Raw genomic sequence first — 22,260 nt, 5'->3', positions numbered from 1 at the left:
AACGGAGTTACTTCGCTTAAGCAGCCATGGTTGCCACCTCCCCCCGCATCGACATCGGCATTCCCGAGGCCCAGCGCCTGGAGATCGCCGAGGGCCTCGGTCGCGTGCTTGCCGACACCACCGTGCTCTACGCCAAGACCCATGGCTTCCACTGGAACGTCACCGGGCCGATGTTCAACACCCTGCACCTGATGTTCATGGAGCAGTACACCGAGCTCTGGAACGCCCTCGACGTGATCGCCGAGCGCATCCGCGCTCTCGGCCTGCCTGCCCCCTTCGGCGCCTCCACCTACGGCGGCCTCTCCTCCATCCCCGAGAGCAACGGCATACCCGCTGCCCTCTCCATGGTGAGCGAGCTGGTGCAAGGCCATGAAGCCGTGGCCCGCACCATCCGTGACGTGTTCGTGATCGCCGATGGGGCCAACGACCAGCCCACCGCCGACCTGCTCACCCAGCGGCTGCAGATCCACGAGAAGACCGCCTGGATGCTGCGCAGCCTCCTGGAGGACTGATCCTGCCGGTGCGGCATCGGACCGGCGGAACCCGGCCGGTCGGTGCTGGGTGAACGGAACGGCCTCGGTAGATTGGGTGGTCAGTCAGGTGCCCCATGCCTCCGTCCCCCAACCCAGCCCGACACGCACCCAAGTTCGTGTTCGTGACGGGCGGTGTGGTGTCGAGCATCGGCAAGGGCATCGTGGCGGCCAGCCTGGGGCGGCTGCTCAAGAGCCGCGGCTACAGCGTGTCGATCCTGAAGCTCGACCCCTACCTCAACGTGGATCCGGGCACGATGAGCCCCTACCAGCACGGTGAGGTGTTCGTCACCGAGGACGGCGCCGAGACCGACCTCGACCTCGGCCACTACGAACGCTTCACCGACACGGCCATGTCACGCCTCAACAGCGTGACCACCGGCTCCATCTACCAGGCGGTGATCAACAAGGAACGCCGCGGCGACTACAACGGCGGCACGGTGCAGGTGATCCCCCACATCACCCGCGAGATCCGCGAGCGCATCCACCGGGTGGCGGCCAACAGCGGCGCCGACGTGGTGATCGGTGAGATCGGCGGCACCGTGGGCGACATCGAATCCCTGCCCTTCCTGGAGGCCATCCGCGAGTTCCGGGGCGACGTGGGGCGCCAGGACATGGCCTACGTGCATGTCACGCTGCTGCCCTACATCGGCACCTCGGGCGAACTCAAGACCAAGCCCACCCAGCACTCGGTGAAGGAGCTGCGCTCGATCGGCATCCAGCCCGACCTGCTGGTGTGCCGCAGCGACCGCGCTATCAGCCCCGACCTCAAGGCCAAGATCGGCGGTTTCTGCGGCGTGCCGGAGCGGGCGGTGATCCAGGCCCTCGATGCCGACAGCATCTACGCGGTGCCGCTGGCGATGGAGCAGGAGGGTCTCTGCCGTGAGGTGCTCGACGTGCTCGGCCTGTCAGACCACGACAGCGACATGGCCCGCTGGCAGGAGCTGGTGACCAAGCTGCGCCATCCGGGCCCCGCCGTGAAGGTGGCCCTGGTGGGCAAGTATGTGCAGCTCAACGACGCCTACCTCTCTGTGGTGGAGGCCCTGCGCCACGCCTGCCTGGAGTGCGATGCCTCCCTGGATCTGCACTGGATCTGCGCTGAGCAGATCGAGGAGCGCGGCGCGGCCACCCTGCTCGCCGGCATGGATGCGGTGGTGGTGCCGGGGGGTTTCGGGCACCGGGGGGTGGACGGCAAGGTGGCGGCGATCCGCTGGGCCCGGGAGCAGCGGGTGCCGTTCCTGGGGCTCTGCCTCGGCATGCAGTGCGCCGTGATCGAGTGGGCCCGCAACGTCGCCGGCCTGACCGGCGCCACGAGCGCCGAGCTCGACAGCGCCAGCCCCCATCCAGTGATCAACCTGCTGCCGGAGCAGCAGGACGTGGTGGACCTGGGCGGCACCATGCGCCTGGGCGTCTACCCCTGCCGCCTCACCCCAGGCACCATGGGCCAGCGTCTCTACGGCCAGGAGGTGGTGTACGAGCGACACCGCCACCGCTATGAGTTCAACAACGCCTACCGCAACCTGTTCCTCGATTCGGGCTACAGGATCAGTGGCAGTTCACCGGACGGCCGCCTAGTGGAGCTGGTCGAACTGGAGGACCACCCCTTCTTCACCGCCTGCCAGTACCACCCGGAATTTCTCTCCCGGCCCGGCAAGCCCCATCCCCTCTTCCGCGGCCTGGTGGAGGCCGCCCAGCTGCAGCACACCCGTCAGGAGTCCGAGCCAGCTGCCGCCCGCCTGGAAACCCCCGTGGCCTCCTGAGCGAGCGAACAAGAGGCTTCATCCGGGCCGAAGGATCAGAGGCGCTTGAGCGAGTCGGTCTTGTCCTTGAACTCGCCCAGCAGCAGCTGCAGGTAGGTGACCTTGCGCAGCTTGATGTTGGCCGTCAGTGACATCCCCACCTGCAGCGGCAGTTCACTGCCGGACTTCAGCTGCAGCTGCTGGTCCTGGAGCTTGATCACCGCCGGGAAGCGGTAGTTGGGCTTTTGCTCTTCCGGTGGCAGGGCATCGGAGCCGATCGAGGCCAGGGTGCCGTTCAGCACACCGAAATCCGAGGAGGGGAAGGAATCAATGCTGATGTCCACCGGCTTGCCCACCCGCACGAAGCCGATGTCAGCACTGTCGATCTCCACCTTGGCCTCGAGTTCATCGAGGGGCACGATCTTCATCACCGGCTCGCTGCCCTGGGCCACGAAGCCCGGGCCCGTGGGCTTGAGATCAAACACCACCCCATCCACCGGCGAGCGCACGTCCTGATAGCGGATGTTCACCTTCGATTCCGTCAGCCGGCTGCGCAGCTCAGAGAGTTCCACCTCCAGCTCTGACACGGCCTGCTGGAGGATGGCCACCTGGCGCAGACGATCCACCTTGGTCTTCTCCAGGTCGCCCTCCACTTCGCGGGTCTGGTTGCGCTGCTGCAGGTATTCCAGTTCGGGCACCGCGCCCACGGCCTGGAGCGACTCCAGCCGGGCCAGCACCTGCTGTTGGAGCTCAAGGTTCCGCCCCAGCACCTGCTGCTCGGTGTCGTTGAGGGTGAGATAGCGCTGCAGCTCAAGCTGCTTGAGGGCGAACTGCTGTTCCTTCGAGCGAATCGAGTCGAGCAGGCCGTCGCGGCGGTCCAAGGTGGTTTCGTTATCGAGGCGCAGCAGCACCTGGCCCTTGGTCACCCGCTCCCCCTCCTTCACAAGCATGGTGTCGAGCACGCCACCCACCGGCATCTGCACCGTCTGCACGTCGCCGATCGGCTGGAGCTTGCCGGCGGCGATCACCACCTCCTCCGTCTGGGCCAGGGCCAGCCAGGCCAGGGCAAAACCCGTGGTGCCGATCAGGGCCCAGGTGATCGCGCGCGCCATGAAGCGCGACTGCTGCAGCACCATGCCCTCATGGCCACTCTTGACCCGCTGTTCCAGGGCGTTCTGACCGGCCCGCATCAGCGACGACGCCCGTGGCGCCAGGGCCGAATCGGCGGGCTTGGCTGGGGTTGGGGTAGGGGAGTGCTCTGGGGTCACGAGGCCTCCTGCTGGCGGTAGAGCGCGTAGTAGCGCTCACGCTGCTCGATCAGCTGGTCGTGGGTGCCTGTCTCAACCACAGCGCCATCCTGGAGCATCACGATCAGATCTGCCCGGCGGATGGTGGAGAGGCGGTGGGTGATGAAGAACACCGTGCACTGGCGCAGGTTCTCCAGCAGGTTGTCGCAGACGCGCCGCTCGGTGTCGTAGTCGAGGGCGCTGGTGGCCTCATCGAGCACCAGCAGCTTCGGGCGCGACAGCAGGGTGCGGGCCAGGGCGAGACGCTGCCGCTGCCCTCCAGAGAGGCCGGCGCCGCGCTCGCCCACGTTGGCGCTGTAGCCGCCCGGCAGCTCCATGATGAAGTCATGGGCGCAGGCCAGCCGGGCCGCCTCCACGATGGCATCACTGCTGGCATCCGGATCGGTGAGGGCGATGTTCTCAGCCACGGAGCCGCTGAACAGCAGGGGCTCCTGGGGCACGATGCCGATCTGGCGGCGCAGCGAGTAGAGCTCCACCTTGTCGATGTCGTAGCCGTCGATCAGGATCTTGCCCTCGTTGGGGGCGTAGAGCCGGGTCAGCAGCTTCATCAGGGTGCTCTTGCCGCTGCCGCTCTGGCCCACCACCCCCACGAAGGTGCCGGCGGCAATCTGCAGATCCACGTGGCGCAGCACCGGCGGCGAGCCGGGTTCGAAGCTGAACGTCACATCGCGAAAGGCCACATCCCCGTCAATCGGCGGCAGGGGGATCTTCTGCTTGTCGGCCTCGTTGGATTCCTCCGGAGTGTCCACCACATCGGCCAGACGCTCAAAGGACACCTTCAGCTCCTGGATGTTCTGCCAGATCGAGGAAAGGCGCAGCAATGGCTGGGTGACATAGCCGGAAATGATGCGGAAGGCGATCAACTGGCCCAGGCTCATCTCACCCTTGAGCACCAGGCTGGCCCCCACCCAGAGCACCAACAGCTGGGAGAGCTTCTGCAGCACCTGGGAGGTTTCCACCAGGGCGGTGCCGGTGATCGTCTTCTCGAAGCTGCGGGCGATGTAACGGGAGTAGAGGTCCTGCCACTTCCAGCGGCTGATCATCTCCACGTTCTGAGCCTTCACCGTCTGAATGCCGGTGAGCACCTCCACCAGGTGACTCTGGGTACGGGCATTCTCCTCGGCCGCCTGGCGGTACTGGCGCCGGAACAGGGGCGCCCCCAGCACCGTGAGACCGATCTGAATCGGCAGCACACAGAGGGCGATCAGCGTCAGCAGCCAGCTGTAGAACACCATCACCACGATGTAGATCACCGAAAAGGCGGTGTCCAGCAGGGTGGTGAGGGCCTGGCCGGTGAGGAATTCGCGGATGTTCTCGAGCTCGGCCACCCGGGTGCCCAGCTCGCCCACCGGGCGCCGGTCGAAATAGCCCAGCGGCAGGCGCAGCAGGTGATCAATCACCTCGGCGCCGAGCCGCAGGTCGATGCGGTTGGTGGTTTCGGTGAACAGGAACGTGCGCAGGGCGCCGATCAGCCCCTCCATCAGCGTCACCACCACCAGCGCTATGCCCAGCACCTGCAGCGTGTCGAGGCTGCGCTGGGCAATCACCTTGTCGATGATCACCTGGATCAGCAGCGGATTGGCGAGGCTGAACAGCTGCACCACGAAGGAGGCCACCAGCACCTGCAGCAGCAGGCCGCGGTAGCGCTTCAGGGAGGGCCAGAACCAGTTGAAGTTGAAGCGCTGATCGGGGGTGCTGTTGCTGCGCTCCATCAGCAGCAGCTCAATGCCCTCCGGGAAGGCCGCTTCCATCTCCGCAGGCATCACTTCCACCCAGCCATCCCGGGGTGAGGCGAGCACCAGACCCCGGGCGTCGGAAGCCCGCACCAGGGCAAAGCCCCCCTTCCAGGGCACCAGGGCCGGCACCTGCAGCCGTGTGCCCTGGGAGGCCGGCACCCGCACGCCACTCACGTGCAGCCCCATCAGGCGCCGATGTTGCCGCACAGCTGCAGATCCGGGGTCTGGCCGCGGCGCAGCACATCCCGCAGGATCTTCTCGATCGAGTCGCGCCGGAAGGGCAGCCGCAGCTCCATCGCCAGCATCTGGAAGCAGGCGAGGGTTTCCTCCAGGGGGCCGCTGCCCCGCAGCAGGCGCAGCTCCGGCCTGGGCTGCTGCCCCAGGTCGAGGCGGCTGGCCTGGGGGCCCTCGCCCGCGCCCAAGGGCACCAGGGCGGAGGAGCCCTGCGGCCCAGGCTCAGCCTCGGCGTCCTCCAGTTCCGCAACGACAGGGAGCGGATCCGCCAGGCTCGCCACCAGCGCCTCCGGCAGGGCGATCAACCGGGGCGGCAGGGGTGGCCGCGGCTCGGGCACACCCAGCTGGGGGTCCAGGCGCGTGCCCAGGGCCTGGCCGGGCAGGTTGGAGCTGGCGGCGAACAGCACCATCCCCGGGGGCAGTGCGGCCAGGGCGTCCGCCTCGGGAGCCACCAGCATGGCCTCCGGCGCCACCTGGCCATGGAGCTCCAGCAGCGAGGCCTCCCCACGGGACTGACGCTCCAGCAACCCGGCCAGCAGATCGAGCAATTCCGCTGTGAACAGCTCCGAGGCACACCAGGCCGCAAAGCTCGGCTGCTCAGCCAGGAGCTGCAGCACCAGCTGATCGGGAAGCACCAGGGCCTCCACCGCAGAGGCGGCACTCACCTCCTCGCAGGGAGCGGCCCGCAGCAGCGAGGCCAGCCCCACCAGGCTGCCGGGCCCGAGCCGGGCGGCACTGCGCAGGACTCCCTGATCGCGCACCAGCAGCCGCGCCGTGCCCTCCAGCACCAGCAGCACCTCGGCGGGGATCAGGCTGTCGTGGCTGAGGGGCTCCCCCAGGGAAAAGCGGCGCCGCTGGCAGCCGTCCTGGAGGTGGGCGATCGCGGCCTCGGAGAGGCCCGCGAAGGCCGAGTGCCGCTCGAGCCGTAATCCCTGGGAGCTGGTGGTCATCAGCCCACCACTGCAGCCTGTCGGGGCGTCTCGCACAACCGGGCCAACCGCACGTCAACCTCCTCCTCCAGCCACTCGTCCAGCAGCTCCTGAATCATGGCGTCAGCCACTTCGTCGTCAAAACTGGCTGGCTCCAGAGACTCCAGCCTCACCAGCAGCCACCACTCGCCGATCGGGAACGGTTCGAGCACCACTCCCGGCCTGGCCGTGCCCAGACGCTGCATCAGTTCGGGATGGGCCTGGGCCAGTGGCACCGGACCCACGATGCCGCGGGTGGCGCGCTCCGGGCCTTCAGCATGGCTGGCGGCGAGCTGATCAAAGCTCGATTCGCCTTCACTGATCTGCAGAAACAGCTCACGGGCCAGGTTGGGGTTCGCCGTGCGCAACAGGCTGTACACCACCTGGTCGAGGTTGGCCTTGTTGGCCAGAAAGCGCGATTCCGCCTTGGAGGAGAAATGCTCCACGGAGTATTTCCACACCTTCACCGGGAAATGGGCCTGGTAGTCCAGGTCGGAATCAGTGAGCAGCAGGGCCTGTTTCAGCTCCAGCAGCTGGCTGTCATCATCAATGCCATTGTCCTGGCGGAACTGGGCCAGAGCGGCTTCCTGTTCCTCTTCATTGAGCTGGATCGGAGCCAGGAGCTCCTCCAGCAGCTGCTGGCGCAGGAAGGGTCGCAGCAGGCCGTAGCGCGCCAGCGTGGGCAGATCCGGTGAGCTCATCGACCCAGGCCTTGCAAACCTCGCCGCATGCTGAACGACCGCCGGCCACCGTGTGCCGATTGTCTCACCAAGGGGATCGGCAGCAAGCACAACCGTAGTGGCGAAGACCTGGGTCCAGGCTGCCTAAAGTTGACCTCCTTATGAACGAGCAGGTTTGGCGGTGTCCGTGGCCCCTGGCCCCCAGCCAGACCCTGCCGCACTGCCAGTGGTGGAAACCTTCCACTCACTGCAGGGGGAGGGCCTTCACGCAGGCCGCAGCGCCTTTTTCATCCGCCTGGCGGGCTGCTCGGTGGGCTGCAGTTGGTGCGACACCAAGCACTCCTGGGCGGCGGCGGCCCATCCCCGTCAGGAGGTGACGGCCCTGGCGTCAGAGGCAGAGCAGGCCGCGAGCGCAGGGGCCGCCTTCGTGGTGGTCACCGGCGGTGAACCGCTGCACCACAACCTCACCCCCCTGTGCGTTGCACTCGCCCCCCTGGGGCTGCCCCTGCACCTGGAAACCAGCGGGGTGGATGCCCTCAGCGGCCAGTTCGACTGGATCACCCTCTCGCCCAAGGCCCACAGGCCACCGGCCGATGCCCTGCTGGGCGGCTGCCAGGAACTCAAGGTGGTGATCCACGACGAGCCGGACCTCAGCTTCGCGGCGGCCATGGCCCGGCGCGCCGAGCTCCTGGGCAACCGTCCGGCGCTGCTGCTGCAACCGGGCTGGCAGTCGGCCCGGGGTGAGGCCCTGGCCGTGGCCTTCGTGCGCCGCCAGCCCCGGTGGCGACTCAGCCTGCAGAGCCACAAGTGGCTCTCGATCCGCTGAACAGCCCAACAGCTGAACCGCTGATCCCTCGCTCTCCCTCCCCACCACGCTCCATGGCCAGCGCACCGCCCCCCGCCAGCGACCCGGGCACCTCCCACCAGCCGGCCACGGCGATCGCCCTGCTCTCCGGCGGTCTTGATTCGGCCACCGCCGCCGCCCTGGCGATCGAGGCCGGTGAGCGGGTGATCGGCCTCTCCTTTGACTACGGCCAGCGCCACCGCCGCGAGCTGCAGGCCGCCAGCCGCATCGCCGCCGCCCTCGGCCTGAGCGAGCACCACACCCTGGAGGTGAACCTGGCCGCCTGGGGCGGCTCGGCCCTCACCGATCCAGATCAGGCCATCCCCGGCGAAGGCGTGCTGGAGGGGCTGATCCCCAGCACCTACGTGCCGGGCCGCAACACCGTGTTCATCGCCCTGGGGCTGAGCCTGGCCGAGGCCCGCGGCGCCCGGCGCCTGGTGCTGGGGGTCAATGCCGTGGACTTCTCCGGCTACCCCGACTGCCGACCGGACTACCTGGACGCCTTTCAGAGCCTGGCGGATCTGGCCAGTCGGGCCGGGCGCCAGGGCCGCGGCGTGAAGCTGTGGGCGCCGCTGGTGCAGTGGAGCAAGACCCGCATCGTGCAGGAGGCCCTGCGGCTGGGGATACCGATCGCCAGCACCTGGAGCTGTTACCAGGGCGAGGCGGAGCCCTGCGGGGTGTGTGACAGCTGCAGGATCCGCGATGCCGCCCTGATCGAAGCCGGCCGCCCCGATCTGGCCGGGCGATGACGACGCCCCCGCCGCCCGCTGGCTGGCAGCGGCGTGCCTTGCCCTGGCGGCCCCCCTGGGGCCTGGTGAACCAGCTGGCCTCCAGCCTGGGCGAGGCCGGGCTGGTGTGGCTCGATGGCGATGGCAGCCCCCTGGGCCGCTGGGCCACCCTGGCCCTGGAGCCCCTGGAGCAGCGCGAGTGCCGCGGCCTGCCCACAGAGCCCGGCAGCTCCGATCCCTTCGCAGCCCTCGCCGAGCTGCGGCGCCAGGGCGGCTGCTGGCTGGGCTGGCTGGGCTACGAGGCGGGGGCCTGGGTGGAGCCGGCGGACCACTGGCGATCCCCGGACATGGCGGTGCTCTGGGCCGGCCGCTACGACCCGCTGCTGCGCTGGGATCTGCAGCAGCACAGGCTGTGGTTGGAGGGGAGCGATCGCCGCCGGCTGGCCGCCCTGGAAGCACTGATCCTGGCTCTCCCGCCGCCGCGGGCCGGAGCTGACGAGAACGCCGAAAACGGCGATCGCCAGGCCCCCCGGCTCGACCCCCACCGCTGGCACTGGCACACCGCGCCCGAACGCTTTGCGAGCCAGGTGGCGGAGCTGCGGGAGCGGATCGCCCAGGGGGATCTGTTCCAGGCCAACCTCACCGCCTGCCGCGAGGCGCAGCTGCCCGCCGGCACTTCCCCCCTGGCCCTCTACGGCCGGCTGCGGCGCCACTGTCCGGCGCCGTTCGCCGGCCTGGCGGTGCGCTGCCTTGGGCCCGGGGCCGAAGCGGTGCTGTCGGCCTCGCCGGAGCGCTTCCTGCAGCTCCAGGACGATGGGCGTGTGCAAACCCGGCCGATCAAGGGCACCCGCCCGCGCCATGCCGAGGCGGAGGCCGATGCCGACGCCGCGGCCGAGCTGATCACCAGCGCCAAGGACCGCGCCGAGAACGTGATGATCGTGGACCTGCTGCGCAATGACCTCGGCCGCGTCTGCCGGCCCGGCTCGATCCACGTGCCCCAGCTGGTGGGGCTGGAGAGCTACCGGCAGGTCCACCACCTCACCTCCGTGGTGGAGGGAGAGCTGCGCCCTGGCACCAGCCTGGAGGAGCTGCTGCGGGCCTGCTGGCCAGGGGGCTCGATCACGGGCGCCCCCAAGCTGCGGGCCTGCCGCCGCCTGAACGGCCTCGAACCGGTGCCGCGGGGGCCCTACTGCGGCTCCCTGTTCCGGCTCGATGCCGCCGGCCGCTTCGACAGCAACATCCTGATCCGCAGCCTGATGCTGCGGGGCCAGCGGCTGCGGGCCCACGCCGGCTGCGGCATCGTGGCCGATTCCAGCCCCGCGGACGAGGCCAGGGAGCTGGCCTGGAAGCTCGACCCCCTGCTGGAGGCCCTGGCATGAGCAGCGGCGCGGCGGCAGCGGCGGCGATCGCCTGGATCGATGGACCTGGCGGGGGCCGCTGGGGCGCTCCGGGGCAGCTGAGCGTGCCGCTGTCGGAGCGGGGGCTGAGCCTGGCTGATGGGCTGTTTGAAACGGTGCTGGTAGAGGGAGGCCGCCCGCACCTGCTGGAGGCCCATCTGCAGCGCTGGTGCCGGGGAGCGACGGTGCTGGGCCTGCCACCTCCGCCGGGGCTGGAGCGGCTGCTGGCCCTGGCGGCTGAGGCGATCAGCCGCAGCGGCATCCACACCGGAGCCCTGCGGCTCAACTGGAGCCGAGGCGATGGAGGCCGAGGCCTGGACCTGCCCGCGGCTGGGGCAGCCCGCTTCTGGCTGCAGCTGAGTCCATGCCGGCCCAGCTTTCACCCCGTTCGGGTGATCATCAGCCGCCTGGAGCGCCGCAATGCCAGCAGCGCGATCAGCGGCTGCAAGACCTTCGCCTATGGCGCCTCGGTGCTGGCCCGCCGCGAGGCCTGCGAGGCAGGCCAGGACGACGCCCTGCTGCTGAGCACAGCCGGAGGGCTCTGCTGCGGCACCACGGCCAACCTGCTCGTGCGCCACGGGGAGCGCTGGCTGACCCCGCCGCTGGCGAGCGGCTGCCTGGCGGGAGTGATGCGCGCTCAGGCCCTGGCCCTCGGCCTGGCCCAGGAGGCCAGCGAGGCGATCGAGCCAGCCCAACTCCAGGCGGGGGCGCTGCTGCTCAACAGCCTCGGCTGCCGGCCGATCCAGAGCCTGGCGGCACAGGAGCTGGGAGCGGTGCCGGAGGCTGAGCCGTTCTGGCGGCAGCTGCTGGGCGCAGGCTGAGCAGGCTGGAGACACCTGTCATAGGGTCTGCCCAACCATGGAGAGGCCAGGTGAGGGTTGGAGTGGCGCGTCGGGGCACGGACCCCAGCCCCCGCCCCCGGCAGAGGGATCGCACCAGGCTGGCTCTGCCGGGCCTCACCCTGCTGCTGGGGCTGGGGCTGGCCGCCTGCGGTGGCGGCAAGGAAGTCGCCATTCAGAACGCCAAGGCGGGAGACGCCCTGGTGCAAGTGGAGGGAACACGGGTGGACCTGGCTCTGGACTTCCAACCCGGCGTGTCCAACGGCCTCTACAAGGGCGCCGTGCGCCTGTTCGGGCCAGACCAGCCCGAGGCGGGAAGCCTGCTGGCCGTCAACGCCGTCTGCAGCCTGGAGGACACGCCTGGCTGGCCCCCGTACGACAACCTCTACGGCAGGACCATCAAGGAACCGGCTGAGGCGCGCGACCTCAGCGGCCAATCGAACTGGCAGATTCTGTATTACTTCGACGGAAAAGTGGAAGCGAGCGGCACGATCGAACCCCAACCCTGGGCACAACGCCTGAAAGACAATCTCTGCCGCCGTGGCGACTTTGACGACAGCACTGCACGCGAAGACCCGACCAACTGAACTGCCACCTCTGTCCATGAGCAACGTGGCCTCTGGAGAGATTTCGTAGCCATTCACACTGTTCCTACGGCCGGCCTCGCCTTTGATGCCAGCGAAACAGGAAAAAGGCTGCGTCTCCATGCCCAAAACGCTCTTCAATATTGACCTCACCAAGTCCATGGACCAGCAGGAGATGCCGGGCCATAACCGCTGGCATCCTGACATTCCCGCGGTCGCCTCCGTGAATCCTGGTGAGGTCTTCCGGATTGAATGCAAGGACTGGACCGATGGCCAGATCAGGAATAACGACGATCCCCAGGACGTCGCCGATGTCAACCTGGAAGTGGTGCATGTTCTGAGCGGTCCGATCTGGGTCAATGGCGCTCAGCCCGGCGATATTCTAGTGGTTGACATTCTCGATGTCGGCGCTCTTCAAGGCGATGAATGGGGATTCAACGGGATTTTTGCCAAGGAGAATGGGGGTGGTTTTCTCACAGACCACTTCCCGAAAGCCTGCAAGTCAATCTGGGATCTGGAGGGGATCTACACCAGCTCGCGCCACATTCCCGGCGTGCGCTTTGCCGGCATCACCCACCCTGGCCTGATCGGCTGCGCCCCATCCCATGAGCTGCTGAAGGAATGGAACCGGCGTGAAACGGAGCTGGTGAACACAGCCCCCGATCGCCGCACCTACGGCGCAGGGCTTTCCGGCAGCGAACCCGTGCTTGCGGCCCTGCCCAATCCCAACAGCGCCATCCTGGGCACCCTGCCTGCTGGCGACTTTGAGCGCGTGGCCCATGAGGCTGCCCGCACAGTGCCACCTCGGGAGCATGGCGGCAACTGCGACATCAAGAACCTCACCAAGGGCACCCGGATTTACTTCCCCGTCTATGTGGAAGGCGCCAAGCTGTCGATGGGAGACATCCACTTCTCCCAGGGAGATGGTGAGATCTCCTTCTGTGGCGCCATCGAGATGTCCGGCTATCTCGATCTGCATGTGGAAATCATCAAGGGTGGCGTGGAGAAGTATGGAATGGTGAACCCCATGTTCAAAACCAGTCCAGTGGAGCCCCACTTCACCGACTATCTGGTGTTTGAAGGGATTTCAGTGGATGAGTTTGATGGTAAACAGCACTACATGGATGTGCACATCGCCTACCGGAGAGCCTGCCTCAATGCCATTGAATACCTGAAGAAGTTTGGTTTCAGCGGCGAGCAGGCCTACATGCTGCTCAGCTGTGCTCCGGTGGAGGGTCGTGTCAGCGGCATTGTCGACATTCCCAATGCCTGCTGCACGCTCGCGATTCCCACCTCCATCTTCGAGCAGGACATCCTGCCCTGTTGATCCGTAGCCAGTTCAGGGGACTTGTGCCTCAACGGGTCCCCCCCGGCACCCAGACCACACGAAAAGACTGTCCATGCCCGTCTATGAGTTCAGCTGCAGCGAAGGCTGCCAAGACTATGAGGTCTGGCGCAGCATTGAGTCGCGTCAGGTGAATACCGATTGCCCCGATTGCGGTGCCAAGGGTAGCCGCATCTTCAGTCCACCGATGACGCTCACGGGTTCCTTCCGGCTCAAGCAGGAAAGCAAGGAACCGCGCCTGGTGAGCGGCCAACAACAGGCCGAAAGGGCCGCTGAACGCAAACCTCGGCTGAGGCAAAGCAGCACCCGGCCCTGGATGGTCAACCGCGGCTGTTGAGTTAGGTCGCTCAGACAGTCAGGAATTCCTGGACCACAGCGTCGGACAGTTGGTCTGTAGGTCCGCTGGACACAATGCCGCCGCGCTGCATGGCGTAGTAGTAATTGGATTGACGCACAAAGTGGAGATGCTGCTCCACCAGCAGCACACTGATTCCCGTTTCCTTCATGATGCGCTGCACGGCCCGCTCAATGTCCATGATGATGGAGGCTGAATCCCCTCGGTGGGTTCATCAAGGAGCAGCAGCTTGGGCTTCCCCAGCAGAGCACGGGCGATGGCGAGTTGCTGTTGCTGACCCCCACTGAGATCACCACCCTTGCGACTCAGGAATTGCTCAAGGATGGGGAAGAGATCAAAGACCAGGGGATCAATGTGCCGATTCTTGCCCAGACCGCCCGGCAGGGCCTCCATGCCGAGCAGCAGATTCTCCTTGACCGTGACCTGGGGGATGATGTCGCGTCCCTGGGACACATAACCAATGCCAGCACGGGCCCGCCGGTACGGAGCCTCTGAGAGCAGCTGCCGATCGCCATACTGGATCGAGCCTGATCGTTGCTGCAGCAGACCGATAATGGTTTTAAGAAAGGTGGTTTTACCAACACCATTCCTGCCGATCAAGCACACCATTTCTCCTTCGGGAACAGACAGATCAACATCTCTGAGGATATGGCTCTGGCCATAGTAGACATTCAGATCTGAGACATGAAGAATGGGTTGAGCGGTCATGGGTTTACGCAAAGCCTGGGGTTGGGTTGGATTGAATAGAATTAGTCGTCAGACTGACCGAGATACACTTCAATCACACGCGGGTCTTGCTTGACCTTATCCAATGGGCCCTCCGTCAGGAGCTGCCCTTGGTGAAGAACAGTCACAGGGGCATTGAGATCACGAATGAACTCCATATCGTGCTCAATCACAACCACGGTGTGATCACCAGCCAACGACTTGATCAACTCGGCAGTGCGCACCGTTTCTTCGTCAGTGAGGCCCGCTACCGGTTCATCCAGCAGCAACACCTCGGGAGACTGGGCCACCAACATGCCAATGGCCAACCACTGCTTCTGGCCGTGGGAAAGGGAGCCCGCCTGATGGGTGGCAAAGGGTGCCAGGCCCACATAGTTCATGATGCGCTGCACTTCATCCTTCACGGATACAGGCAGGCGATCAACCAGCAAGTTCAACGCATTCTTGTGGGGTGAAGCAGAGAGCTCAAAGTTACGTTGAACCGTCAGGTTCTCAAACACGCGCGGAGTCTGAAATTTACGGCCGATTCCGCCTCGCGAGATCTTCTGCTCAGAAAGGCCAATCAGGGATTGGCCCCGAAAGCTCACTGTTCCCTTGGTGGGGCGAACCTTACCGGTGATGACATCGAGAAAAGTGGTTTTACCTGCACCATTGGGACCAATGATGGATTTAAGCTCTCCCTTCATCAAGGTGAGGCTTAGGTCTGTAAGCGCATAAAAGCCATCAAAGCTAACGCTCACATCCTTGAGTTCAAGGAGAGGCTTGGTCATTGGCGGAAACGACAATGGGATGGGTGGATTGCTGACGGGGTCTCATGGGAGTGCAAAGACTCAAGAGATATCTTCTAGAGCGGCCACCTCCTCATCAAGCTGAGGATAGGTGCGCGCCATCGGTGCAATACCAAAGGCTGCCAGGAGGCGGCTGAAACCTCCCCCTGTGAACCAACCGTAGATGCCATCGGGCATCAGCACCACCACAAAGATGAACAAGCCCCCCTGCACAAACAGCCAGAACTCAGGCAAAGCCTCACTGACCAGGCTTCTCAGGTAGTTGACCAGGATTGCACCAATGATCGGACCAACAAGAGTTCCCCGACCACCAACGGCAACCCAGATGACCATTTCAATTGACATTGAAATGGTCATGAACTGTGGAGAAACAATCCCCGTTTGCACGGTATAAAGAGCGCCCGAAAGACCGCAGAGTGCACCGGCAACAATGAACACAATGGTCTTGAAGGGAACGGGGTTAAAGCCTCCGAACCTGAGCCGCTGCTCATCATCGCGGATCGCGATCAAGGCGTCGCCGAAACGACCATTGGTGAAGTATCGACAAACAAGAAAAGCGACCGGTATGAGCAGTACAGTAATCCTGTAGAACAGGAGTTGCATGTCACTGGAGCCAACCAGCTGCCCAAACAACTCTGTTGTGCTGGTTTTCAAGCCATTGGTTCCATTGATCAACTTCTGTTGACCATTAAAGAAGTGGAAGAACACCATCAACGCAGCCTGCGTGATGATCGAGAAATAAACTCCTTTGATTCGGTTTCTAAAGATCAGATAGCCTACAAACCCAGCGATGATGGCCGGTATCAGCCAAAGAGCGATCAGGGTAAAGACTGGAGACCAGAACGGCTGCCAGAAGAAAGGAAGCTTGTCAACACCGTAGTTCTCAAAGAACTTTGGAATGCCATTGCCACCAGCCAGGCTTTCCGTATTCAGGGTTAGGTACATCGCCGCCCCATAGCCACCCAAAGCGAAGAAGATCCCTTGGCCCAGGCTGAGCAAGCCTGTGTAGCCCCAAATCAGATCAATGGCCAGGGCAGTGATCGCCAGCGAGAAGTAGCGTCCAAACAGGTTTAGCCTGAAATCACTCAGAATTGCCGGAAGCACAAACAGCGCAATGGCAAGCAGAATCCATGGAACGAGCTTTCGGAGGATCTTCATGGGTTGGACCTCCACAAAAGGAAGCGAAAGTGTTGTGCCGGGAAGCGTTGCATGGAAGGATTAAGCATCAACGGATCGCCCCTTCTGCGGGAACATTCCATTGGGACGGAACTGCAGGAAGACAATGATGAAGATGAACACAAGCACCAACGACATACTCGTGGTGGCAAAGAACTCCACAACACCCTTGGCTGCCGCAGGCATGTCCGGAAAGACAATCAAAAGCGAACCCGAACCAACAACAGACTGAATCAGGCCCAGCATCAGGGAGGCCAAAACGGTGCCAAGCAGATTGCCCACTCCGCCCAGCACAATCACCATGAAGCAGGACACGATGTAGGCAGCTCCAAGGTTGGGACCCACAGACCCGAGCAGCGTGATGGCGCAGCCGGCGACACCAGCCAGACCTGATCCAAGGCCGAAGGTGATGCTGTCGACGCGGTCGGTGGGGATACCGAGGCAGTTGCTCATCTGGCGGTTCTGCGTGACGGCTCGAATCCGAAGACCCCAGGCGCTCTTGGTGAGGAACCACACCGTGGCCAACAACAGCACAACCGAAAGCAGAATGATGAAGATCCTCAGACCAGGCAACTCAATGCCGCCAATTTCACCCCAGCTGCCCTGAAGCCATTTAGGGGCAGTCACATCGATGTTTCTGGGTCCAAACCAAGGACTGGCGAGCGGACGCACGACCGAGAATGCATTCACCGCTACCAGGCCGATCCCAAGAGAAGCGGCCCAGAGCAGTCCGGTGACGTAAGGCAAAAAGGGACGATCGCCAACCTTGGCCTTCAACAGTCGACTGGAGAAGTAGCCCAGAACAACTGTGAGCAGAATGCCCAGCAACATGGCGGTGGAAATGCTCCGGATCAGCTGGATCAGGATCAGGCTCACACCCCAAGTGGCCAGCAGTGTTTCGAGGGGCCGACCGTAGAGCTTGCGAATCAGTGTTCGCTCCAGCAGTACACCCACCAAGGCTGTGACAATAAAGGCACAGACAAGAGCTACCGGATAGTAGAGTTCAAAAACAATACCTCCAATCGGTCTGAAAACAGATTGGACGACAAAAGTGACATAGGCACCTAGCATCATCAACTCGCCATGGGCGAGATTAATCACACCCATCAAGCCAAAGACAATGGCCAGTCCGGTGGCTGCAAGCAACAGCACGGAGCCGATGCTGAGCCCATCAAGGATCTGAGAAAAGAATAGTTCCAACGGAAGTAGTAGCTGAACATTCTCAGGCCAGAACGTGTCCAGACCTGATGGGTTGAAGGATGAAGACTGCTGGCCTTAAACGGAAGCGGCTTTGATGCTCAGCCAAGGGGAACCAAAAGGAGGTTCCGTCTGTTCAGCTTGAGAGCAGCACCTGGGTGGTGGAGGGGGGCAGATAGCCCCCCAACCGATGCATCACATCTGGAACTTTCCAGCGTCGGGACGATCCTGGGTCCAGTCGCAGGTGTAGCCCTTGGTTTCAGGCACGAACTGGTTCCAGGGCAGCGGGGCGATAGCCTCGCCACTATCCTGAAGGATCTTGAACTGGCCATCAGGCATGGCCTCGCCAATCAGCACACGCTCGGAGGTGTGGTGGTTGGGGAACATCTTGATCTCGCCCTGGGGAGCATCGAACGTGATGCCGATCATGGTCTCGCGGACCTTGTCGAGATCCTCGAAGGTGCCCGCCTTCTCAACGGCATTCTTCCAGAGGTAGACCATGTTGTAGGCCGACTCCGCAGGGTCGCCAACAACCCGGTCTTCGCCATACATGGCCCGGAAATCGTCAGTGAACTTCTTGGAGGCTGGAGTATCCAGGCTCATGAAGTAGTTCCAGGTTGCGTAGGTGCCGGTGGTGTACTCGGGACCAATCTGACGAATCTCTTCCTCCGCAATGGAGAAGGACATGATTGGATACTTAGCCGGGTCAATACCAGCGGCCTTGAACTGCTTGAAGAGGGCAACGTTGGAGTCACCATTCAAGGTGTTGATGATGATGCCTCCATCAGGGAATGCCTCCTTGATCTTGGCGATGATGGGTGCAACCTCCGTATTGCCTAGGGGGATGTAATCCTCACCAACAACTTCACCGCCAAGGGCCTTCATCTGCTCCTTGATGATGGTGTTGGCCGTACGTGGATACACGTAGTCAGAACCAACAAGGTAGACCTTCTTGCCCAGCTCGTCGCCGTAGGTCTTCATCAGCCAGTCCACTGCAGGCTCAGCCTGCTGGTTCGGGACGGCACCGGTGTAGAAGATATTTCTAGAGCATTCCTGACCCTCATATTGAATGGGGTAGAACAGCATGTGGTTCTTGGCCTCATACACCGGCAGCATCGCCTTGCGGGCGGCCGAGGTCCAGCCTCCGAAGACCACCGCAACGTTGTCGGAGTCGATCAGCTTCTGCGATTTCTCGGCAAACGTGGGCCAGTCTGAGGCGCCATCTTCGGTAATCGCAACGATCTTGTATGACTTATCCCCTACTTTGACGCCACCTGCGTCGTTGATTTCCTTGATTGCCATCTCTTCGACCTCTTTCAAGGTCGTTTCCGAGATGGCCATGGTCCCACTCAGAGAGTGAAGGATGCCGACTTTGACTTCTCCGTCAAAGTCCCCCGCCGAATCGCCGCCGCCACCGCCGCAGGCACAAGCGTGACGCTGACCACTGAAGCGCCGATTCCGGCAAGCAACCGCCTTGAGATGTGCTGGACCATGGGTGATTGATCAAGGTGTGGTGGATGCCGCGATATCGGCGGCATTTCGCAACCTACAGATCTGTTCCTGGGCGCTATGTATCCGATCGCACCGAAGGTGCTGGGCGCTCAGCCGGTGTGTGGATTTGCTCGTGCAAGCGATGGCGTGGATACCCGAAGTCCTTCCGGAAGCTGTTGCAGCAGAAACGACTCCACCTTGTCGAGTCCCTCGCCACTGCGCAGGTTGGCAAAGCACCAGGGGCGGCCCGGACGCATGCGCTCGGTATCCCGCTGCATCACCCCCAGGTCGGCACCCACCAGCGGCGCCAGATCAATCTTGTTGATCACCAGCAGATCGGATCGGGTGATGCCCGGCCCCCCCTTGCGTGGAATCTTGTCTCCAGCGGCCACATCAATCACGTAGATGCACAGGTCCACCAGTTCCGGACTGAAGCTGGCCGCCAGGTTGTCGCCGCCACTTTCCACCAGCACCAGGTCGAGATCGGGGTAGAGCCTCTCCAGCTCCTCCACGGCGGCGCGGTTGATCGAGCAGTCCTCCCGGATGGCGGTGTGGGGACAGCCACCGGTCTCGACGCCGCGGATGCGCTCAGGCTCCAGCACGCCCGCCCGGGTCAGGAACTGGGCGTCCTCCTGGGTGTAGATGTCATTGGTGACCACGGCGAGTTGCAGCTGCTGCCGCAGACGCCGGCAGAGAGCTTCCACCAGGGCCGTCTTGCCCGACCCGACGGGCCCTGCCACCCCCACCCGCAGCCTGCTCATCGGCTCCCTCAGCTCCGAAACAACCTGGAGTAGAGCTCAGCATGGCGCAATTGAGCCAGGGAGGCCCCAACTGCCCCTGTCCAGAGCTGATCTGGATCCGCCCCAACCAGGCTCTCAGCCCGCGCCGCAATCACCGGGGCCAGTCCCCACTGCACCGCCTGGGCCCGGGTCGGCCCCAGGGGCACCAGCCGCACCGCCGCGCTCAGCTGGTTGGCCACCCAGCCGTAGAGATAGGCCTCCACCAGCTCCTGGGCTGGAATGGCCAGGGCGCGGCCCGCCAGGGCAAAGGCCCCTGGCCAGGCCAGGTCGAGCGCCGGCGGCTCCAGGCCCAGGTCCGCCAGCAGCCGCAGCAGAGACCCCCCCATCTGGCGCTGCTGGGCGCGCAGCTCCGGTGCCTCTCTCTGGGCCAGCAACCAGGCGTCCCGATCGCGCAGCTCCGGATCCGGGGCCAGCATCAGCCTGGGCAGCCAGGCGGCTTCGACGGTCACGGCTCCCCGCTGCAATTCGGCCCGCAGCCAGGCCTCCACCCCCGCAGCGTCCTGGAGCAGGCCGTGCTGCACAAGCACCTCAAGCCCCTCGGCGTAGCTGAACGCCCCCACCGGCAGAGCCGGGCTCACCAGCTGCAGCAGGGCCAGGCGGCCGGTAGCGGCCGACCTAGGCGCCATGCCCATGGCCCCCGGGCTCTGAGCCGCCATGGGAGTGGCCCTGGCTGCTGGCGTAGGCACCGTGCTCAGGCAGAAAAGGGGCGCTGATCCGCGCCACTCCCAGGCGGCGGTGCTCCATCAGATGGGCCAGCACGGGATCCTCCGCCAGCCTCAGCTCTCCTGGCCGGATTTCCATGGCGACATGCCGGTTACCCAGGTGGTAAGCCGCCTGGAGCAACGCCAGGGGATCGGCTGCCGTGATCCGCAGCAGGGCCTCCGCCGCGGCCTCCACCCGCACCCAGGCCAGGCCCTCGCCATCGGCGAGCAGGTCACCGGGCTGCAGGGCTTCGCCGCGGGGCAGCTGCAGCAACAGCGGCTGGCCGCAGACGCTGTGGCGGCGTCCCCGCAGCCGGGTGCGCTCGTCAGCGCTGAGCTGGAGCACGAAGGGAGGGGGCGGACCAGAGAATCCGGAGAGCAGCTGGGTGAGCACCAGGGGCTGCGGCACTGGCCCTGGGGCCGCGGAAGCGGGGATCATGGCGGCATGACGCTGTGCTGAGTATCTCCAAATCACGCGCCGCCGGCAGCTGGCACGGCCAGACCAGGCTGATCTTCCGCCATAGAGCCAGCGCCGATGGCGGCGACACCGGCTTCCAGGGCACCGCCACAGCCCCGCTGAAACTGCAGCGCGCCTATCGGCACCAGGATGGCCGCTGCGAACTGCCGTTGCTGCACACCGCCGGGGGGCTGGTGGGGGGCGATCAGCTCACGATCGAGGCGAGCCTGGAGGAGCGCAGTGAAGCCCTGCTCACCAGCGTGGCGGCCCAGAAGGTCTACGGGTCGGTGGGCCGCCTGAGCCAGGCACCCGAGGGGCGCTGGGTGAACCAGCAGCTCCACTTCTGCCTCGCCGACGGCGCGGATCTGGAGTGGCTGCCCCAGGAGCTGGTGCTCTACGCCGACGGGCTGCTGGAGCAGCGCTGCCGGGTGGAGCTGGCCCCCCAGGCCTCCTACCTGGGCGTGGAGGTGGTGCGCCTGGGCCGCACCGCCGCCGGCGAAGACCTCGCTGCCGGCTGCTGGCGTTCGGCCCTCGACATCCATCGCAGCGGCAGCCGCGGCAACCCCTGGATGCTGGTGGATCGCCTGGAGCTGGGCGGCGAGGCCCTGGCCGGGGAGCATGGCCTGGCCCGGCAGCCGGTGTACGGCTCGCTGGTGTGGGCCGCTCCGGAGCACTTCCCCAGGGCTGAGCTGGCCGGGCTGCTGGAGCTGTGCCGCCAGGATCGTGACGGGCTGGATGGCGCCATGGCCTGCGGCGCCCTGGAGCCTGGACTGGTGGCCCGCTACCGGGGCCCCTCCAGCCAGGCGGCCCGGTTCTGGTTCAGCCGCATCTGGGCCCGGATCCGGGCGGCCAGGGGCTTGCCCGCTCCGCAACTGCCGCGGGTCTGGCCCTTTCAGGAACAACCCTGGCGCCCTGAAGGTTGCAGCTGAACCTGTCCACCCTCAGACCCCTGCCACAGTGCGGCGGGGTCTGGTCCATCCCTCCCCTCCCCAGCCACCATGCACCTCACCCCCCAGGAGAAGGACAAGCTCCTGATCGTGACCGCCGCCCTGCTGGCGGAGCGCCGCCTCAACCGCGGCCTGAGGCTCAACTATCCCGAGGCTGTGGCCTGGCTGAGCTTCCAGGTGCTGGAGGGCGCCCGCGACGGCAAGACCGTGGCCGCCCTGATGGGCGAAGGCACCACCTGGTTGAGCCGCGAGCAGGTGATGGAGGGGGTGCCGGAGCTGGTGCAGGAGGTGCAGATCGAGGCCGTCTTCCCCGATGGCACCAAGCTGGTGACCCTGCATGACCCCATCCGCTGACCCCACCCGCCCTGCTGCCATGGCCCCGCTGATCCCCGGCGAACTGATCCCCGAATCCGGAGAGATCGAACTCAACGCCGGCCGCCCCGTCACCACCCTGCTGGTGGCCAACAGCGGCGACCGGCCCGTGCAGGTGGGCTCCCACTTCCACTTCCAGGAGGCCAACGACGCCCTGCGCTTCGACAGGGACGCCGCCCGCGGCCTGCGGCTCGACATCCCCGCCGGCACGGCGATTCGCTTCGAGCCGGGCGACAGCCGCGAGGTGAACCTGGTGCCCTTCGCCGGCCAGCGCCGGGTGATGGGCTTCAACGGCCTCGTCAATGGACCCCTCGACTGA

General features: G+C 65.0%; 20 protein-coding genes and 3 pseudogenes. 12 read left to right on the top strand and 11 right to left on the bottom strand.

Annotation, left to right across the window (positions count from 1 at the left end):
• Positions 1-26 precede the first annotated feature (26 nt).
• Complete coding sequence (locus IQ220_RS13330; RefSeq protein ID WP_186697716.1) at positions 27-512, top strand: Dps family protein; 486 nt, start codon at positions 27-29, stop codon at positions 510-512.
• A 95-nt stretch (positions 513-607) separates the two neighbouring features.
• Positions 608-2,290 carry a CTP synthase gene (locus IQ220_RS13325; RefSeq protein ID WP_193915603.1) on the top strand — a complete coding sequence of 561 codons (1,683 nt, stop codon included), beginning with the start codon at positions 608-610 and terminating at the stop codon, positions 2,288-2,290.
• 35 nt (positions 2,291-2,325) lie between these two features.
• On the opposite strand, the gene IQ220_RS13320 is transcribed toward IQ220_RS13325, so the two are convergent.
• The 3 genes and pseudogenes from IQ220_RS13320 to IQ220_RS13310 all read right to left on the bottom strand — a co-directional run bounded on the left by IQ220_RS13320 (position 2,326) and on the right by IQ220_RS13310 (position 7,215).
• On the bottom strand, positions 2,326-3,459 hold the full coding sequence (locus tag IQ220_RS13320; protein WP_193915664.1) for an HlyD family secretion protein: 1,134 nt from the start codon (positions 3,457-3,459) through the stop codon (positions 2,326-2,328).
• Positions 3,460-3,533: 74 nt separating this feature from the next.
• Positions 3,534-6,496, bottom strand: a pseudogene (locus tag IQ220_RS13315) (ABC transporter transmembrane domain-containing protein).
• Positions 6,496-7,215, bottom strand: a complete 720-nt coding sequence (locus tag IQ220_RS13310; protein WP_193915600.1) for a peptidylprolyl isomerase — start codon at positions 7,213-7,215, stop codon at positions 6,496-6,498. Before IQ220_RS13310 ends, IQ220_RS13315 begins: the two are co-directional and overlap by 1 nt.
• Positions 7,216-7,375: 160 nt before the next feature.
• Between IQ220_RS13310 and IQ220_RS13305 the strand changes: the two genes are divergently transcribed.
• The 7 genes from IQ220_RS13305 (at position 7,376) to IQ220_RS13275 (ending at position 13,268) form a co-directional block, all read left to right on the top strand.
• Entirely contained in the window at positions 7,376-8,020 is a 645-nt protein-coding gene (locus IQ220_RS13305; protein WP_370566478.1) for a 7-carboxy-7-deazaguanine synthase QueE, read from the top strand.
• Positions 8,021-8,073: 53 nt separating this feature from the next.
• Entirely contained in the window at positions 8,074-8,787 is a 714-nt protein-coding gene (gene queC, locus IQ220_RS13300; RefSeq protein WP_193915598.1) for a 7-cyano-7-deazaguanine synthase QueC, read from the top strand.
• Positions 8,784-10,145, top strand: coding sequence for an anthranilate synthase component I family protein (locus IQ220_RS13295; protein ID WP_193915583.1), 1,362 nt, complete (start codon positions 8,784-8,786; stop codon positions 10,143-10,145). Before queC ends, IQ220_RS13295 begins: the two co-directional genes overlap by 4 nt.
• A complete protein-coding gene (locus IQ220_RS13290) occupies positions 10,142-10,984 on the top strand; it encodes an aminotransferase class IV (RefSeq protein WP_193915579.1) in 843 nt (280 codons plus the stop codon). Before IQ220_RS13295 ends, IQ220_RS13290 begins: the two co-directional genes overlap by 4 nt.
• 62 nt (positions 10,985-11,046) lie before the next feature.
• The gene (locus IQ220_RS13285; protein ID WP_370566477.1) at positions 11,047-11,589 is read left to right on the top strand and encodes a hypothetical protein; all 543 of its coding nucleotides are present in this window, start codon (positions 11,047-11,049) and stop codon (positions 11,587-11,589) included.
• A 118-nt stretch (positions 11,590-11,707) separates the two neighbouring features.
• Positions 11,708-12,913, top strand: coding sequence for a formamidase (gene fmdA, locus IQ220_RS13280; RefSeq protein WP_193915576.1), 1,206 nt, complete (start codon positions 11,708-11,710; stop codon positions 12,911-12,913).
• A 73-nt stretch (positions 12,914-12,986) separates the two neighbouring features.
• On the top strand, positions 12,987-13,268 hold the full coding sequence (locus IQ220_RS13275) for an FmdB family zinc ribbon protein (RefSeq protein WP_186697732.1): 282 nt from the start codon (positions 12,987-12,989) through the stop codon (positions 13,266-13,268).
• Positions 13,269-13,278: 10 nt separating this feature from the next.
• Here IQ220_RS13275 and urtE read toward each other — a convergent pair.
• From urtE to ureE, 8 genes and pseudogenes are all read right to left on the bottom strand, one after another.
• A pseudogene (gene urtE, locus IQ220_RS13270) lies at positions 13,279-13,994 on the bottom strand (urea ABC transporter ATP-binding subunit UrtE).
• Positions 13,995-14,035: 41 nt separating this feature from the next.
• On the bottom strand, positions 14,036-14,782 hold the full coding sequence (gene urtD / locus IQ220_RS13265) for an urea ABC transporter ATP-binding protein UrtD (RefSeq protein WP_193915573.1): 747 nt from the start codon (positions 14,780-14,782) through the stop codon (positions 14,036-14,038).
• 60 nt (positions 14,783-14,842) lie between these two features.
• Positions 14,843-15,958, bottom strand: coding sequence for an urea ABC transporter permease subunit UrtC (gene urtC / locus IQ220_RS13260; RefSeq protein ID WP_193915570.1), 1,116 nt, complete (start codon positions 15,956-15,958; stop codon positions 14,843-14,845).
• A 60-nt stretch (positions 15,959-16,018) separates the two neighbouring features.
• The gene (locus tag IQ220_RS13255; RefSeq protein ID WP_193915568.1) at positions 16,019-17,176 is read right to left on the bottom strand and encodes a branched-chain amino acid ABC transporter permease; all 1,158 of its coding nucleotides are present in this window, start codon (positions 17,174-17,176) and stop codon (positions 16,019-16,021) included.
• A 192-nt stretch (positions 17,177-17,368) separates the two neighbouring features.
• Positions 17,369-18,666, bottom strand: a pseudogene (gene urtA / locus IQ220_RS13250) (urea ABC transporter substrate-binding protein).
• Between the two features lie 108 nt (positions 18,667-18,774).
• On the bottom strand, positions 18,775-19,425 hold the full coding sequence (ureG, locus tag IQ220_RS13245; RefSeq protein WP_193915565.1) for an urease accessory protein UreG: 651 nt from the start codon (positions 19,423-19,425) through the stop codon (positions 18,775-18,777).
• Between the two features lie 8 nt (positions 19,426-19,433).
• Positions 19,434-20,120: an urease accessory protein UreF gene (locus IQ220_RS13240; protein WP_304524005.1), complete on the bottom strand. Its 687-nt coding sequence runs from the start codon at positions 20,118-20,120 to the stop codon at positions 19,434-19,436.
• Positions 20,080-20,604, bottom strand: a complete 525-nt coding sequence (ureE, locus tag IQ220_RS13235) for an urease accessory protein UreE (protein WP_193915562.1) — start codon at positions 20,602-20,604, stop codon at positions 20,080-20,082. The genes IQ220_RS13240 and ureE overlap by 41 nt, the downstream gene beginning before the upstream one ends.
• Before the next feature lie 17 nt (positions 20,605-20,621).
• Between ureE and IQ220_RS13230 the strand changes: the two genes are divergently transcribed.
• The 3 genes from IQ220_RS13230 to IQ220_RS13220 all read left to right on the top strand — a co-directional run bounded on the left by IQ220_RS13230 (position 20,622) and on the right by IQ220_RS13220 (position 22,260).
• The gene (locus IQ220_RS13230) at positions 20,622-21,551 is read left to right on the top strand and encodes an urease accessory protein UreD (protein WP_370566480.1); all 930 of its coding nucleotides are present in this window, start codon (positions 20,622-20,624) and stop codon (positions 21,549-21,551) included.
• 69 nt (positions 21,552-21,620) lie between these two features.
• The gene (locus IQ220_RS13225; protein ID WP_186697747.1) at positions 21,621-21,923 is read left to right on the top strand and encodes an urease subunit gamma; all 303 of its coding nucleotides are present in this window, start codon (positions 21,621-21,623) and stop codon (positions 21,921-21,923) included.
• A gap of 19 nt (positions 21,924-21,942) precedes the next feature.
• Positions 21,943-22,260: an urease subunit beta gene (locus IQ220_RS13220; protein WP_193915650.1), complete on the top strand. Its 318-nt coding sequence runs from the start codon at positions 21,943-21,945 to the stop codon at positions 22,258-22,260.

The sequence above is a fragment of the Cyanobium sp. LEGE 06113 genome (genome assembly GCF_015207615.1).
Note: the sequence above shows the minus strand (reverse complement) of the source record. Positions and strands in the feature narration are given on the sequence as shown.